At 67.1% G+C, this 14,947-nt stretch carries 16 protein-coding genes; 3 read left to right on the forward strand and 13 right to left on the reverse strand.

Annotated features, from left to right (window positions below; all coding sequences use genetic code 11):
* The 11 genes from VI26_RS12360 to VI26_RS12410 form a co-directional block, all read right to left on the reverse strand.
* Entirely contained in the window at positions 1-882 is an 882-nt protein-coding gene (locus VI26_RS12360) for an oxaloacetate decarboxylase (protein ID WP_048410053.1), read from the reverse strand.
* A complete protein-coding gene (locus tag VI26_RS12365) occupies positions 879-1,382 on the reverse strand; it encodes a flavin reductase family protein (RefSeq protein ID WP_048410054.1) in 504 nt (167 codons plus the stop codon). The genes VI26_RS12360 and VI26_RS12365 overlap by 4 nt, the downstream gene beginning before the upstream one ends.
* Positions 1,382-1,771, reverse strand: a complete 390-nt coding sequence (locus VI26_RS23255; protein ID WP_053074384.1) for a tautomerase family protein — start codon at positions 1,769-1,771, stop codon at positions 1,382-1,384. The genes VI26_RS12365 and VI26_RS23255 overlap by 1 nt, the downstream gene beginning before the upstream one ends.
* Entirely contained in the window at positions 1,762-2,835 is a 1,074-nt protein-coding gene (zapE, locus tag VI26_RS12375) for a cell division protein ZapE (RefSeq protein WP_048410055.1), read from the reverse strand. Before zapE ends, VI26_RS23255 begins: the two co-directional genes overlap by 10 nt.
* Positions 2,828-3,460, reverse strand: coding sequence for an FMN-binding negative transcriptional regulator (locus VI26_RS23260; protein WP_053074385.1), 633 nt, complete (start codon positions 3,458-3,460; stop codon positions 2,828-2,830). The genes zapE and VI26_RS23260 overlap by 8 nt, the downstream gene beginning before the upstream one ends.
* Complete coding sequence (locus tag VI26_RS12385; protein ID WP_048410056.1) at positions 3,457-4,758, reverse strand: FAD-binding oxidoreductase; 1,302 nt, start codon at positions 4,756-4,758, stop codon at positions 3,457-3,459. The genes VI26_RS23260 and VI26_RS12385 overlap by 4 nt, the downstream gene beginning before the upstream one ends.
* Positions 4,739-6,055: a lysine N(6)-hydroxylase/L-ornithine N(5)-oxygenase family protein gene (locus tag VI26_RS24550; RefSeq protein WP_048410057.1), complete on the reverse strand. Its 1,317-nt coding sequence runs from the start codon at positions 6,053-6,055 to the stop codon at positions 4,739-4,741. Before VI26_RS24550 ends, VI26_RS12385 begins: the two co-directional genes overlap by 20 nt.
* Positions 6,056-6,070: 15 nt before the next feature.
* On the reverse strand, positions 6,071-7,447 hold the full coding sequence (locus VI26_RS24555) for a diaminobutyrate--2-oxoglutarate transaminase family protein (protein ID WP_048410058.1): 1,377 nt from the start codon (positions 7,445-7,447) through the stop codon (positions 6,071-6,073).
* A 16-nt stretch (positions 7,448-7,463) separates the two neighbouring features.
* Positions 7,464-8,510 carry an aromatic ring-hydroxylating dioxygenase subunit alpha gene (locus VI26_RS12400; protein ID WP_048410059.1) on the reverse strand — a complete coding sequence of 349 codons (1,047 nt, stop codon included), beginning with the start codon at positions 8,508-8,510 and terminating at the stop codon, positions 7,464-7,466.
* Between the two features lie 23 nt (positions 8,511-8,533).
* On the reverse strand, positions 8,534-10,060 hold the full coding sequence (locus VI26_RS12405) for a 4-hydroxyphenylacetate 3-hydroxylase family protein (RefSeq protein WP_197081451.1): 1,527 nt from the start codon (positions 10,058-10,060) through the stop codon (positions 8,534-8,536).
* Between the two features lie 245 nt (positions 10,061-10,305).
* The gene (locus VI26_RS12410; RefSeq protein ID WP_048410061.1) at positions 10,306-11,055 is read right to left on the reverse strand and encodes a sulfite exporter TauE/SafE family protein; all 750 of its coding nucleotides are present in this window, start codon (positions 11,053-11,055) and stop codon (positions 10,306-10,308) included.
* Positions 11,056-11,562: 507 nt separating this feature from the next.
* Between VI26_RS12410 and VI26_RS12415 the strand changes: the two genes are divergently transcribed.
* Positions 11,563-11,904, forward strand: a complete 342-nt coding sequence (locus tag VI26_RS12415) for an FKBP-type peptidyl-prolyl cis-trans isomerase (protein WP_048410062.1) — start codon at positions 11,563-11,565, stop codon at positions 11,902-11,904.
* A gap of 48 nt (positions 11,905-11,952) precedes the next feature.
* Here VI26_RS12415 and pyrC read toward each other — a convergent pair whose 3' ends face one another.
* Together pyrC and VI26_RS12425 are read right to left on the reverse strand one after the other, a co-directional pair.
* Positions 11,953-12,993: a dihydroorotase gene (gene pyrC / locus VI26_RS12420; RefSeq protein WP_048410063.1), complete on the reverse strand. Its 1,041-nt coding sequence runs from the start codon at positions 12,991-12,993 to the stop codon at positions 11,953-11,955.
* A gap of 199 nt (positions 12,994-13,192) precedes the next feature.
* The gene (locus tag VI26_RS12425) at positions 13,193-13,423 is read right to left on the reverse strand and encodes a sulfurtransferase TusA family protein (RefSeq protein WP_043589636.1); all 231 of its coding nucleotides are present in this window, start codon (positions 13,421-13,423) and stop codon (positions 13,193-13,195) included.
* Between the two features lie 189 nt (positions 13,424-13,612).
* Here VI26_RS12425 and VI26_RS12430 point away from each other — a divergent pair, with 189 nt between their 5' ends.
* Both VI26_RS12430 and VI26_RS12435 read left to right on the forward strand, forming a co-directional pair.
* Positions 13,613-14,392: an NRDE family protein gene (locus tag VI26_RS12430; protein ID WP_048410064.1), complete on the forward strand. Its 780-nt coding sequence runs from the start codon at positions 13,613-13,615 to the stop codon at positions 14,390-14,392.
* A 16-nt stretch (positions 14,393-14,408) separates the two neighbouring features.
* Positions 14,409-14,906: a CNP1-like family protein gene (locus VI26_RS12435; protein WP_053074386.1), complete on the forward strand. Its 498-nt coding sequence runs from the start codon at positions 14,409-14,411 to the stop codon at positions 14,904-14,906.
* Positions 14,907-14,947 lie beyond the last annotated feature (41 nt).

The following is a 14,947-nucleotide window of genomic DNA, read 5'->3' on the forward strand; positions in this document are numbered from 1 at the left end:
TCAGTCCTGCCCGGCGGCGCCGTAGCGCGCGTCCAGTTCGTCGTAGAGCGGCTTGTTGACCAGGCGTTGGCGTTCGGCGAAGGGGACCACCAACTGCGGGTCTTCCTGCAGGATGCCGTCGCGCGCCAGCGCGCCCAGCGCCCGCTGCATGCCCAGCACCGCGCCTTGCAGCGCGGCGTTGGCGTACAGCACCAGGCCATAGCCCAGTTCCTTCAGCTCCGCGGCGCTCAGCGCCGGGGTCTTGCCGCCAATGACGATATTCATCAGCAAGGGGCGCTCGAACAGCGCCGGCAGGCGGCGGATGTCGTCCAGTTCGCGCACCGCTTCGATGAACAGCACGTCGGCGCCGGCTTCGGCGTAGCGGCCGGCGCGCTCGATGGCGGCGTCGATGCCGTCCACCGCGCAGGCGTCGGTGCGGGCGATGATCAGCAGGTTCTCGTCCTGGCGCGCTTCCGCCGCCGCCTGGATCTTGCCGCACATTTCGGCGGCGCTGATCAGGTTCTGGCCGGAGAAGTGGCCGCATTTCTTCGGCAGCACCTGGTCTTCCAGCTGGATGGCGTCGGCGCCGGCGCGTTCCAGCACGCGCACGGTGCGGCGCACATTGAGCGCGTTGCCGAAGCCGGTGTCGGCGTCGACGATGATGGGAATCGACACCGCGTCGCGGATGGCGGAAACCTGGTCCGCCACTTCCTTCAGGCCGACAAAGCCCAGGTCCGGCAGGCCTAGCTGCATATTGGTCAGGCCGGCGCCGGTCAGGTAGAGCGCGCCGAAGCCGAGGTCCTCGACGATGCGCGCGCTCAGCGCATTGTAGGCGCCGGGCACCAGCAGGCCGGAGCGGCTGGCTGTCAGGCGGCGCAGGGTGTGTTTGCTGTTTTGCGTCATGGTTGCGGTTCCAGAATGGCTAGGGGATGGGTCTGGTGGTAGTCGCCGCGCCAGTAGACCAGCGGCTGGCGTTCCGGCTCGTGCTGGGCTTCCAGCACTTCGCCGATGAAGATCAGGTGATCGCCTTCCTCGTGCTGGCATTTGCGGCGGCAGGCCAGCCAGGCGGCGACGCCGCTGAGCAGCGGCGCGCCGTGGCGCTGGCGGGTGAACTGGGCGCGCTTGCGTTCTTCGAGGCCGGGGCTGGCGAACAGGCGGCTCAAGTCTTGCTGCTGCCGGCTCAGCACCTGGATGGCGAAGCGCTCGGCGGAGAGAAAGCTGGCGGCGGCGCGGGATTGCTTGCGCAAGCACCACAGGATCAGCGGCGGTTCCAGCGATACCGAGCTGAAGGCGTTGATGGTCAGGCCCAGCGGGCCGTGGTCGGGGTCCAGCACCGAGGCGACGGCGACGCCGGTGGCGAAGCTGCCCAGGGCCTGGCGCAGTGCGAGGTTGCCGGCGCTCATCAGACGGCGATGGCGTAGCCGAAGTCGATTTCGCTGGCGGCCACGCCGCCGCGCATGCCCCAGTTGTCGGCCGGCTCTTCGCGCAGCAGGATCAGCACCGAGGCGGGCGCGATGTCCAGCAGCGCGGCCAGGTCGGCGGCCAGCCGGGCGTAGAGTTTTTTCTTGGTGTCCGGCTTGCGGCCGGCGAAGACGGTGATTTCGATGTGCAGGTAGTCCGGATCGCCGCCCGGTGGCAGCAGGTCTTCCGGCGCATAGCGCTGGTAGCGCGCCTGCAATTCCTCGTCGCTGACGCCGAACACGGCGCGCAGCGCGTCGTAGACGCAGTGGATGATGGCTTGGCGCTGTTCGGGCGCGCGCGCGGCGGCGTCCTCGATTCTGACTATTGGCATAAGGGGCTCATTTCTATGGCGGTGGCGGCGGCGAAGGAGGCGGATTGCATTTCGGCGAGCCGGCTCAGCGTGCGGTGGGTGTCCACCGACAGCGCCACTTCGCGCAGCATGGTTTCGATCGGGCGTTCGGAGATCAGCAGCAGGCGCTGGCGGCGGTCGTAGAGCACGTCCACCAGCCAGATGAAGCGGCGCAGGCCGTCCGCCTTGTTCAGCTGGGCCTGGGCGATGTCGGAGACGATCACGGTGTGCCAGCGTTCCGAGATTTCCAGGTAGTCCAGGTGGGAGCGCGGCCCCAGGCAGATGGCGTCGAAGTCGAACCAGACGCAGCCCGGTCCTTGCGCCCGCGTCGGCAGCGGCCGGCCGGACAGGCTGACGCCGCCGCCGTCGGTCAGTTGCAGGCCGTCTTCCCGCAGCAGCCGGCGCAGGCCTTGTTCGGCGTCGGCGTCGCAGGGGTGCAGATAGTGTTCGGCGCTGGCGGCCTCGCGGTAGCGGTAGTCCTGCGCGCCGTCCAGGTGCAGCACGGCCAGGTGTTGCTGGATCAGCGCGATCACCCGCAGCGCGTAGCGATGCAGCTGGGGGTCCGGCAGCAGTTGTTCCGGCGCGTAGTTGGAGGTCAGGATCACTTGCACGCGCTCTTCCAGCAGCACGGTCAGGAAGCGCTCCATCAGGATGGCGTCGGCGATGTCGTGCAGATGGAATTCGTCCAGGCAGAACAAACGGCTTTGCCCGGCCACGCGCTTGGCCAGCGCCGGCAGGTAGTTGGCGTGCTCGCCGCCGGCCTGGGCCAGGCCGCGGTGCAGATCACGCAGGAACTGATGGTAGTGGATGCGCTGCGCCGGCTGGGTGGACAGGGCGAACAGCCCATCCATCAGCATGGTCTTGCCGCGGCCGGGTTCGCCCCACAGATAGGCGCCGGCGGGGCCTTGCTGTCGCCGCAGCCAGCCGGCGGCGGGCCGGGGCTGCAGGCACAGCGCGTCCAGCGCGTCGGCGGCGCGGCGCTGGCCGGGGTCCAGCAGGACGCCTCGCTCGGCGAAACGCCGCGCCAGGGCGGAGGACTCAAGCATGCGCCGGCTCCGCGGTTTCGGCAAAACGCAGCAGCGCGTCCAGCAGCGCGCGCTCGCCGGCCTCGTCGCGGCGCAGCAGATGGTCCAGCGCCGCTTGCTGGTCTTCCGGCTTTTTATCCTGCGATAGCTTGAAGCGGCCTTCCTCGCGCAGCACGTGGATGCACAGGCCGAGGATGTGCGGCGCGTTGGCGATCACTCTGGGATCGGCGGCGTCGTACTGGAACGATGCCTGCGGCGGCTGCAGCCGCTCACAGGTGTCGCGCAGCGCGGCGCGGGCCGATTCCAGATCGTCGAGGACTTCGATTTCGACGTCCATGTGCACCGCGACGTAGTTCCAGGTGGGCAGCAGCCGGCTGCGGTAGGCTTCCGGCGGGATATAGCTTTGCGGGCCCATGAACACCAGATGCGCGGGAAAGCGGCCGCGGCCCTGGAATTGCGGATTGCGGCGGTCGACATGGCCGAACAAGGTGCGGTCGGCGGTGCGGAACAGCGGAATGTGGTTGTTGTGCCGCTGGCCTTGGTGCTCGCTGCTGATCAGCGCCAGCGGGTAGCGGGCGATCATCTGGTCGATCAGTTCGGGGCGGGTGCAGCGGTATTCCGAGTAATGGAAGGCGCATGAACTCACTGGGTAGCTTCCTTTCGCAAATGCGGTTCTGCCGGCAGCCGCCGCGCGCGCCGCCGCCGGTCATGGGCGATGGCCGCTTCGGTCATCCACTTTAGCAGCGCGCGGCCGCGCAGCGGTCGCGAATTGAATGGCAAGGGGGCCGGGCCGGCGCCTATCAACTGCCGCGCCAGCGCCCGGCCCAGCATGAAGGACAGCGCCAGGCCGCGGCCATTGCAGCCGGTCCAGGCCAGTACGCCGTCGTCGACGCATTGCAGGCTGGGCCGGCCGGACGGGGTGAGGCCGACATGGCCGGCCCACAGCAGCGGTTCGCCGGCGGGTTCCAGGCCGAACACGGCCTGGATGCGCTGGCGCAGCGCGGCGGTGTAATGTTCCGGGCCGGCGTCGGAACGCAGCGCGAACAGGCCGGTCAGGAGCCGGCCTTCCGGGGTTTTGCGGAAAAACCACATATCGCGGCGGTTGTCGGAGAAGGGGATGTCGGCGGGCAGCACCCGCGCCTGTTGTTCCGCGCTCAGCTCGAACTGTCCGAGCGCCAGCGTCAGCGGCACGCTGCGGCGGGCGACGGCGGCGATGCCGTCGCGGCTGTAGGCGTTGCCGGCCAGCAGCACGCGACCGGCGCGCAGGCTGCCGCGCGGGGTGCGGATCACATGCATGCCGTCGCGGCTTTTCAGTTCCAGCAGCTTGGCCGGGCAGCGTTCCAGCAGCACCACGCCGCGCCGGCGGCAGCGTTCGGCCAGGCCGCGCGCCAGCGCCAGCGGGTCGATCTGGCCGCCGTCCTCGAACAACAGACCGCCGTGGTAGCCGGCGGCGGCGCTCAGGGCCAGGGCCTGTTCCGCGTCCAGCGCGCGGGCGCGCACGCCCAGCCGGCGCCAGGCCAGCGCGCTGGCTTGGGGGTTGGCGGGGGCGGCGAACAATTGCATCCAGCCTTGGCGCACCGGGCTGGCTTCGGGCAGCGCCAGTAGTTCGGCCGCGGCTTCGCTCAGGCCGGCCAGGTAGTCTTCGCTTTGCGGTCCCAGCCAGGCGCTCAAGGCCTGCGGCCCGCAGCGCGCCGGCACCGGCACCACGAAGCCGGAATTGCGGCCGCTGGCGCCGCAGCCCACGGTGTCGGCTTCCAGCAGCACCACGCTGCAGCCGGCCTCGGCGGCGGCCAGCGCCGCCGACAGCCCGGTGAGGCCGGCGCCTATCACCGCCAGTTCGCAGCTGGCCGGCAGCGCGTCGGCCTTGTCCGCCAGTAGCCGCGGCGCGCGCGCCTGCCAGCCGCTGACGGCGCCCAGCAGCGCCTCAAGCGCGGGCGGCGTCATGCCGTGGTCCTTGTTCCAGCCGCGCCGCCAGCGATTGCACGATGGCTTGCGAGCGCAGCGCCAGCAGGCTGAAGGAGCCGGCGTCGCCCATGCCGTGGGAGGATTCGCACAGGCCGTTCAGGTACAGCGGCGCGCCGTGGTCGGCCGCGCCTTGCAGCCGCACGCGGTAGTCCTGCGCGATCTCCACGGTGTCGCGCTCGGCGCACAGCTGCGGCGACAGCGTTTCCAGCACCCGCGGCCAGGGTTCGCGCTTGGGGCCGCGGCCCAGGTCGAGGAAGCCGGTGGCCAGCACCACCAGGTCCACGGTTTCGCTGACGGCTGCTCCGCCCAGGAAGTGGCGCAAGCGCAGCGTCACGCCGTCGGCGCCCGGTTCGCAGGCCTCGGTCTCCATGCAGGTGAGCAGGGCCAGGCTGTCCTTGTCTTGCAGGCGGTTGGCGTATTGCTTGACGTAGAGCTGGTTGAGCACGTCGATGTCGGCGGCCGAGTAATTGGTGAACACCAGTTCCTGGCGCAGCCTGGCCTTGTGTTCCGGGCTGGCGGCGAAGAAGGTGTCGACGAAGGCGGGGAAGTAGACCTCGTCGGAGAAGGGGCTGGTGTCTTTCTGGCGGTAGCCGAAGTTGCGGGTGACGCCCACCACCCGCGTCAGCGCCGGCTCGGCGCTGGCGTGCAGCAGGATTTCCACCGCGCTCTGGCTGCCGCCTATCACCGCCACCCGGCCGCCGCCCTTGGCCTTGAGCCGTTCCAGCGCCGGCAGGTAGTGGTTGAGATGGACCACGCGCGGGTCCGGCGCGCGCTGGAACGGTTCCGGGATATTGGGGGTGCGGCCCGGCGCCAGCACCACGCTCAGCGCCAGGTATTCGCGGCCGTCGGCGCAGAGCACGCGGTAATGGTTGAGCGCGCCGTCGCTGTCGTTGACCGGCAGGATGTCGATGACTTCGCGCTGGTATTCCACCTGGTGCTGGAAGCAGCCGGCGACCCAGCTGACGTATTGCGCGTATTCCAGCCGCAGCGGGTAGTGCAGCGGCAGGTTCAGGTGCTCGTAGAGCCGGTTGTGTTCGTGCAGGAAGTTGGTGAAGCTGTAGCGGCTGCGCGGATTGCGCGGGGTGACCAGGTCGCGCAGCGGGTGGTTCTGGATGTCCGAGCCTTCCAGCAGCATGCCGGGCTGCCAGGCGGCGGAGGGACGCCGCTCCAGGAAGCGCACGGACAGCTGCGGCGCCAGTTCTTCCAGCGCGATGGCCAGCGCGATATTGGCGGGGCCGAAGCCGATGCCGATGATGTCGTGTACGGTGTGGGTCATGCTGTCGCTCCAGGTTCAGAGTGCCATGGCCGCATGCGCGGAGGCGGCGGCCGGGGCGGCGGGCCACAGGCTGGCCAGCGCGGTTTCAAAACGGCGGACGATGTCCTCCGCGTCGTCGGCGCTGATGATCAGCGGCGGCAGCAGCCGCATCACCGCGCCGTGGCGGCCGCCGCTCTCCAGGATCAGGCCGTGTTCCAGACAGGCGCGTTTCAGCGCCTTGGCCAGCACGCCGTTGGCCGGCGGGTGGCCCAGCGCGTCCGGCGCGCCGTTGGGGTCTATCAGTTCCACGCCCAGCATCAGGCCGCGGCCGCGCACCTCGCCGATGCAGGAGAAGCGCGCTTGCAGCGCCTGCAGGCGCTGGCGCAGCAGTTGGCCCACTTCCCGCACTTGTTCCAGCACGCCGGGCCGGCGCAGGTATTCCAGCGTGGCCGCGCCGCTGACCAGGGCGATCTGATTGCCGCGGAAGGTGCCGGCGTGGGCGCCGGGCGCCCAGCGGTCGTATTTCTGGTGGTAGGCCACCAAGGCCAGCGGGTAGCCGCCGCCCACCGCCTTGGACAGGATCACCGCGTCCGGCACGATGCCGGCCCATTCATGGGCGAACATGTCGCCGCTGCGGCCAAAGCCGGTCTGCACTTCGTCCATCACCAGCGGCACGTCGTGGCGGGCGGTGATTTCGCGCAGGCCGCGCAGCCATTCCGCGCTGGCCGGGATGCAGCCGCCTTCGCCCTGGATCGGCTCCACCAGCAGCATGGCCGGCTTGTTGACGCCGCTTTCCGGATCGGACAGCAGGTTTTCCAGATAGGCCAGCGACAGGCGCTCGCTGTCGGCGGCGTCGGCGCCGAAGGGGCTGCGGTAGGCGTAGGGAAACGGCAGGAACTGGATTTCCGCCGGATAGCCGCTGATGTGCTGCTTGGGTCCCAGATTGCCCATCATGCCCAGCGCGCCCATGGTCATGCCGTGGTAGGCGCCCTGGAAGGCCAGCACCGAGCGGCGCCCGGTGGCGGTCTTGAACAGCTTGAGCGCGGCTTCCACCGCGTCGGAGCCGGACGGGCCGCAGAACTGCACCTTGGCGTGTTCGGCGAAGCCGGCCGGCAGCGCCTGGTACAGCTGTTCCACGAAGGCGAGCTTGGCCGGGGTGGCGATGTCCAGCGCCTGCTGCAGCTGGCCGGATTGCAGGAAATCGGCCACCCGCTGTTGGACGAAGGGGTGGTTGTGCCCCAGCGGCAGCGCGCCGGCGCAGGCCAGGCAGTCCAGATATTCGCGGCCGTCGCTGTCGTAGACGCGGGCCAGTTCGCCGCGGCTGATCACGCGGTCTATGCCGCGCGCGTAGGTGCGGGCGTTGGATTCGCGCTCGGCCAGTTGCAGGCGGCGCTGTTCTATCGATGCATTCATCGTCTGGTTCCCCTGCTCAGCTCATCAACGCCGCGGCGCGCGGCTCCACATGGTCTTGGCCGGCGGCGGCCAGACCCAGCTCCTTGATCCAGCGTCGGTATTCGATGCCCAGCCGGTCGCTGCGCACATGCATTTCCTGCTGGAGGTCCAGCGGTAGCCGCGCCGGGCGCTGCGATTCCACGATCAGCCGGTCTTGCTCGAACACCATGTCCTGGCGATAGAGGATTTTTTCCTCGCTCAAGTCGGCGCCGAAGTTGATGGCGACGATCAGCCAGATCACGCATTCGGCCTCGTCCACCGGGGTGGCGTTGAGGAAGGTGCAGAAGCGTTCGGTGTCGCCGGTCTTCTTGACGAAGTAGGCGGTGGTGGGGTTGAACACCGAATAGGTGTAACGCGCGGTGACCGGGATGCCGCGGTGGTCGCCATAGGGCTGGAACACCGAGATTTCCGAGGTGCGCAGCCCGTGTTCGTCCTTGAACACCTGGTAGTCCGGCAGCGGTTCCGGCGCGTCCGGGTCGCCGTTGAGATTGGCGTGGACGAAGGGGAAGTGCGAGGCATCGAGGAAGTTTTCCACCGAGCGCAAGGCATTGCCCATATAGCGGTAGGGGCCGGCGAACACTTTGCGGAAGCTGCCGTCCTCCCATTCCGGAAACACCGGCAGCGGCCGCTGCGGCGCGTCCAGGCTGACCCAGATCAGGCCATAGCGCTCGGCCGCGTGGTGGCGGAAGATCAGCCGCGCCGACGACGGCGTGGCCTGGTCCGGGTGGGCCGGCACTCGCGTGCACTGGCCGCCGGCGTCGAAGCGCCAGCCGTGGTACGGGCATTCGATCTCGCCCTTTTTGACGCAGCCCAGCGACAGCTTGGCGCCGCGATGGCCGCAATAGTCCTTCCACGCGTGGATCTGGCCGCTGCCGTCGCGCCACAGCACCAGTTCTTCGCCCAGCAGCCGCACCGCCTTGGGTTGTTCGGCGCTGACTTCCTCGCCGCGCGCCACCACGTGCCATTGCTTTTTCAGCGCCTGGTAATCCAGCCCGGCGCGGTCCCACTTGCCTGCATACAGCATGCTTGCCTCCTTTCCGGTCCGGTTCAAGCGCGGTCGCGGCAAGCGCCGTCGAACTGCCAGCCCGGACGCGCCCAGCCGTCCAGGGTGTAATCGGACATGCACTCGTCCACCAGCGAGCGGCACTGTTCCAGCACGCCGCTGCTCTCGCAGTGGCGCAGCATGTCCAGCCGCACTTGCTCGTTGTTGCCGGCGTAGTTGTGCTCGTACAGCTCGTGGCGGCCGCCGAATTCGCTGCCCAGCGCGTCCCACAGCAGCTTGATCAGCTTGAGCCGGTCCACCGCTTCCTGGTCGGTGCCCTGGAAATAACAGCCGATCAGTTCATTGATGTCCGGGTTGCGCAGGTCCAGCCAGCTGGACACCTGCATGATGGGCGAGCCGCCGAGTATGGTGTTGAACACCGGTTTGAGCTGGGACATCATCTGGGTGCCGAAATAGCGCACCGTGGCGGCGGCTTCCAGCCGCGGCACCACCGAGCCGTCCTGGCGCGGTTCCGGGTTGTGGCACAGCGATTCGGTCAGCGACCACATCAGATTGCGCAGCGCCACGATGTCGGCCAGCCGGGTGCGCACGCCGCGGAAGCCGTCGCTGCCGTTGGATTCCAGCACCTTGGCCAGCAGGCCGCAGATGAAGTCCATCTTCACCGCCAGCCGGGTGCCGGATTGCAGCGGATAGCGGTTGAGGAAGCCGGAGGCGGAATAGAAGCTGCGCGCGCGCTCGATGTCGCGGTAGATCAGCACGTTTTCCCAGGGCACGAACACGCCGTCGAAAATCAGCACCGAGTCGTTTTCGTCGAAGCGGCTGGACAGCGGGTTGTCGAAGGGGCTGAGCGCCGCGGCCTCGTAGGAGCGACGGCAGATGATCTTGAGATTGGGCGCGTTCATCGGCAGGATGAAACACAGCGCGAAGTCTTCCTCGCGGCCGGTCTGATATTGCACCGCGCTGTTCTGGGCGACGAAGGTGGCGTTGGAGATGGCGGCGCTGGTGGCCACCATCTTGGCGCCGCGCACGATGATGCCGGCGTCGGTTTCCTTTTCCACGTGCAGATAGATGTCGCGCATGTCGGCGACGGCGCGGGCGCGGCCCACCGGCGGGTTCACCAGCACATGGTTGAGGAACAGCACCTTGCGCGCGCTCTGGCGGTACCAGCTCAGCGCATTGTCGTGAAAGGGCGCGTACAGGTGGGGATCGGATTTCAGCGTGGCGGTGAAGCCGGCCTTGTAATCCGGGGTGCGGCCCATGAAGCCGTAGCTCAGCCGCGACCAGTGGGCGATGGCGTCGCGGGCCTTGAGCAAGTCCTCACAGGAACGGCTGGGCATGAAGTAGCGGTGGGTGCGATAGCCTTCCGGATCGATGTCGGTCATCAGCTCCCGGCTGTCCGGGTGGTGCAGCGCCGCGTACAGCCGCGACATCGAATGGGCGCTGTTGCGGAAGGCCGGATGTCGGGTGACGCTGTCCACTTTCTGGCCGTAGATATATACCTCGCGGCCATCGTTGAGACTGGCCAGATACTCTTCCGGCGTCATCATTTCATTGCTTGCGGCGTGACTCACTGGGTACTCCTCCTTGCTTAATCAAGAACGGCAAACAAAAGCATCAGCGAGGGCAGGCAGCACCCGGCCGTTGCGGAATCGTCGAACTCAAGGCGCAGCGGGGCCCAGCGGCGCGACCGGCTTGGGGCGGGCGCCGCGGGAATATCCTAGGGAGTGGCTAACAAAAGTCAGTGTTACGGCCGAGGCAAGGCGCGCCGGCGCCATGCCGCATCAGGCGTTTTGTCAGCCGCTTTGAAACGGATGAATCAGTGGCTGAAGTAGCGGCTGAGCAAGACGATGCCGGAAAACAGCACCACGGTATTGATCACCCGGATGAATTGCTCGCGCGTCAGGCGCAGGGTGATGTGACGGCCGGCGAACACCCCGCACAGCATCGCCGGCGCCAGCAGCAGCGCCAGCAGCAGGATGGAGGTGTCCATATACACGCCGGCCAGCGCGAACAGGATCACCCGGGTCAGGGTGCTCAGGCCTATCAGCGTGGTCTGGGTGATGCGCAGATGTTCTTTCTGTTCGATGCGGCCGGATAGGTAAATGGCGTAGATGAAGCCGCCGCTGCCGAACAAGGCGCTGAACACGCCGCCGATCAGGCCGAAGGGCACCGCCGCGCGCGGCTGGAACTGCCGCTTGGGGCTGAGGCCGCTGAGCGAGTACAGCGAATACGCCACCACGAACACGCCCAGCGCCAGCAGCAGCACGTCCGGCCGGGTTTTCAGCAGGATGGCGGCGCCGATCAGGCTGCCGGCCACCATCAGCGGCAGCAGCCGCTTCAATTCGCCCACGTCGGCCTTGCGGCCGTCGCGCAGGATGTTGCTGAGCGCGGCGAACATATCCATCAGCGCCAGCAGCGGCACGATCTTGGCCACCGGGATGAAGATGGCCAGCACCGGGCTGGCGACCAGGGCGGTGCCGAAGCCGGCCACGCCGAAAATCACGTAGGCGATGGCGATGGCCGAGAAAATGGCGGCCAGGTCCTGCCATGGCAAATCCAGCAACATAAGCGGTTCTCCTGACCCGCCGGCCACGCTCCAGCAAACGCGGTGGGTGTTGGCCTGACGGTGCTTGCTATTTCTCCGACGGCTATTTTGGTATGACTCAGCCGTTCTTAAAAAAACCTGTTTACGATCTGCTGCGCGTCGGCGATACGGCGTTGAAAACACTTTCAGAATGCTCATGTACCACCTGTACATTCCGCTTCTTCAACCGTTTTCGCCTTGTCTCGCCTTAGCTCGCTAGATCGTAAACACGTTTTAAGTGTTTGCATCCTACTGATTCGGCATGATGTATGTCAAATGAGAAAGTTCGCTTTTGTAGTATTGATATTGCATTTCCGTGGGAATAATTTAGTTATTAATATACTGATTTAGATAAATTAAGTAGTGGTAGATAACAAAATGTAGCGGGCTGAGCCGGGGGCGGCGGCAATGCTGGTGGATGGCGCTGGACTCGCCGCTGGGCGGCGACTTGGCTATCATCCGCGGCATGACTGATGCGAGGACGCCAATATGAGCGATGAACTGCAAATCACCGACCTGGTAATGGGCGAGGGCAAGGAGGCGGTGCGCGGCGCGCTGATCACCACCCAGTACACCGGATGGCTGGAGGATGGCACCGAGTTCGATTCATCCCACGCCAAGGGCCGGCCGTTCCAGTGCGTGATCGGCACCGGCCGCGTGATCAAGGGCTGGGACCAGGGCCTGATGGGCATGAAAGTGGGCGGCAAGCGCCGGCTGTGGGTGCCGGCGCGCCTGGCTTACGGCGAGCGCCAGATCGGCGCGCTGATCAAGCCCCATTCCAATCTCCTGTTCGAGATCGAGCTGCTGGAAGTGCTGACCCGCGACGATTGAGGCGGCGCGGCGAGCAGCGCTCGCGCTGCGGCGCTGTCCGCCATTGCTTTATGCGTCCAGCAGTTTCCAGGCCATGCTCTCGCCGGCGCGCAGCGGCACCAGCGCGTCGCCGTCGTAGGGCAGCGCGTCCGGCACCGTCCATGCCTGCTTGGCCAGGGTTACCCGTTCCTGGTTGACCGGCAGGCGGTAGAAGGCCGGACCGTTGAGGCTGGCGAAGGCTTCCAGCTTGTCCAGCGCGCCGGCGGCCTCGAAGGCCTCGGCGTACAGCTCGATGGCGGCGTTGGCGGTATACATGCCGGCGCAGCCGCAGCTGCTCTCCTTGGCGTGGCGCGCGTGCGGCGCGCTGTCGGTGCCGAGGAAGAACTTGGCGGAACCGCTGGTGGCGGCCTTGAGCAGCGCCTGGCGGTGCAGCTCGCGCTTGAGCACTGGCAGGCAGTAGTGGTGCGGGCGGATGCCGCCGGTGAACAGCGCGTTGCGGTTCATCAGCAGGTGGTGGGCGGTGATGGTGGCGGCGACGTTGTCCGGCGCGGCGGCCACGTATTCGGCGGCGTCGCGGGTGGTGATGTGTTCGAACACCACGCGCAGCGACGGCAGCTTGGCCAGCAGCGGTTGGAACACTTGCTCGATGAACACCGCCTCGCGGTCGAACACATCGATGGCCGGATCGGTGACTTCGCCGTGCACCAGCAGCGGCAGCCCGGCCTCGGCCATGGCTTCCAGCGCCGGCAGCGCCTTGTTGACGTCGGACACGCCGAAGTCGGAGTTGGTGGTGGCGCCGGCCGGGTAGAGCTTGACCGCGTGGACGAAGCCGCTGGCCTTGGCCTTGCGGATTTCCGCCGGCGAGGTGTTGTCGGTCAGGTACAGCGTCATCAGCGGCTCGAAGCGGCTGCCGGCCGGGCGCGCGGCCAGGATGCGCTCGCGGTAGGCGGCGGCGGCGTCCACGGTGGTCACCGGCGGCTTGAGGTTGGGCATGATGATGGCGCGGCCCATCTGGCGACAGGTGTCGGGCAATACGGCGGCCAGCGCCGCGCCGTCGCGCAGGTGCAGGTGCCAGTCGTCGGGGCGGATCAGGGTCAGGGTTTGCGTCATGGTCTTGCCTGCGGGTAGCGATGAAAAAGGCGGCGGCCGAAAAGAACCTGTTTACAAGCTGCTGCGCGTCGTGAGAGGCGACACGGCGAGTACGTCTTCAGAATGCTGATGTACGCTATGCACATTCCGCTTCTTCAGCCGCTTTCGCCTGGTCTCGCCTTTGCTCGCGAGCGGGTAAACAGGCTCTGAGCCATCGAAATTATTTCCGTTTCAGCACCATGCGGAATTTGCCTTCCGCGGTGGTGTCCGAGGTCAACAACGCGTTGCCGGTCTGGCGGCAGAAGGCTTCGAAATCCTTGGGCGCGCCGGGATCGGTGGCGATCACCTCCAGCACCGCGCCGCTGTCCATTTCCGCCAGCGCCTTCTTGGCGCGCAGGATGGGCAACGGGCAGTTGAGGCCGGAGAGGTCTATGGTCTTGTCGAAATTCATGGTCCGGCTTCCTCAGCCTTATCAGTTACAATGGAGGGAAGCCCGGCCGCTTGGCTCTCGTTCAAGGCCGCATCGCCGACGCGCGGCGGACCTTGAGCGGAATACAGGCCTGGTCGGAACTGTCCGCGGCTGCTCCCTAGACCCTAAGTTTACGCGAGTCGCCAAGCCATTCTCAAATCGGCCTTTATCATGTGCGTGATCGCTTTTGCCTACAAGACCCCCGGATTGGGCCAGCTGGTGTTGCTGGCCAACCGCGATGAATACTATGCGCGCCCGGCCGAGCCGCTGGATTGGTGGCCGCAATACCCCAATACCCTGGGCGGGCGCGACGCCGAGTCCGGCGGCAGCTGGCTGATGGTGGACGGCCGCGGCCGTATCGCCGCGGTGACCAATATCCGCGACGGCCATCCGGTCAAGGCGGAGCGTTCGCGCGGCGAGCTGGTGGAGCGTTTCGTCAGCGGCGACGAGGACCCATTCGCCTTCGCCGACTGGCTGCGCGCCGAGCAAGGCCGCTACGCGCCGTTCAACCTCTTGTTCGGCTATGCCTCGGACCTGTTCCATTTCCACAGCCGCGGCGGCCAGATCGCGCGGGTGACGCCGGGCATTCATACGCTGTCCAACGCCACGCTGGACACGCCGTGGTTCAAGAGCGAGCGGCTGGCGGAGTATCTGCGCGAGTTTCAGCGCGTGCCCAGCGACGAGCAGGCATTCACCGCCTTGTCCGACGCCACGCCGGCGCCGCTGGGGCAGTTGCCCAATACCCGCATCGGCTCCGCGTTGGAGCGGGTGCTGTCGCCCATCTTCATCAAGGGCCGCGACTACGGCACGCGCGCGTCCATGCTGCTGACGGTGTCGGCGCGCGGCGATATGCAGTTTTCGGAATTGAGTTGGGGCTTGGCCGGCAGGGAAACCGGCCGCCGCCGTTTCACCTTGCGTCCGGGCCAGCCTAGCGCGGCCCCGGCGCGTTGAACGAGGAGTTAGAGATTTGAAGACTTTTGCCGCCATCATCGCGCTGGCTCTCTGCGCCGCGCAGCCGGCGCTGGCCGACAACAAGATCAAGAAGAACATCGATTTCGCGCCGGAAGTGCCGTGGCAGGAGGGCGATTACCAGTTGCCGCCGTATCCGGCGCAGCCGGATTGGATCGCGGTCAGCACCGACAATCTGCAGGTCAATCAGTATTTCGTCGACGCCAAGACCCTGAGCGCGGGCGAGGACGGCGTGGTGCGCATGATCGTGCGGGTGAAGAGCCCGGCCGGCGGCGAGAATCTGAGTTTCGAGGGCCTGTTGTGCAATGAGGGCAGCTACCGCGCTTACGCCTTCGGCAACAGCGTCGATAAAAACTGGATCCGCTCCACCAAGGCGGTGTGGCGCAAGATAGAGCGCGACGATAAGCTGCGCCGCACGCTGCGCGAGCTGGCCTGCCCGGATCGGCGCGCGCCGCGCGACGCCGAGGAGGCGCTGAAGCGCTTGCGCCAGGGCTGAGTTGCTGTTTGAAAACTGAAAGGCCCGCGCCGGAGTCCGGC

It is taken from the genome of Chromobacterium sp. LK1, assembly GCF_001043555.1.
Lineage (GTDB): Bacteria > Pseudomonadota > Gammaproteobacteria > Burkholderiales > Chromobacteriaceae > Chromobacterium > Chromobacterium aquaticum.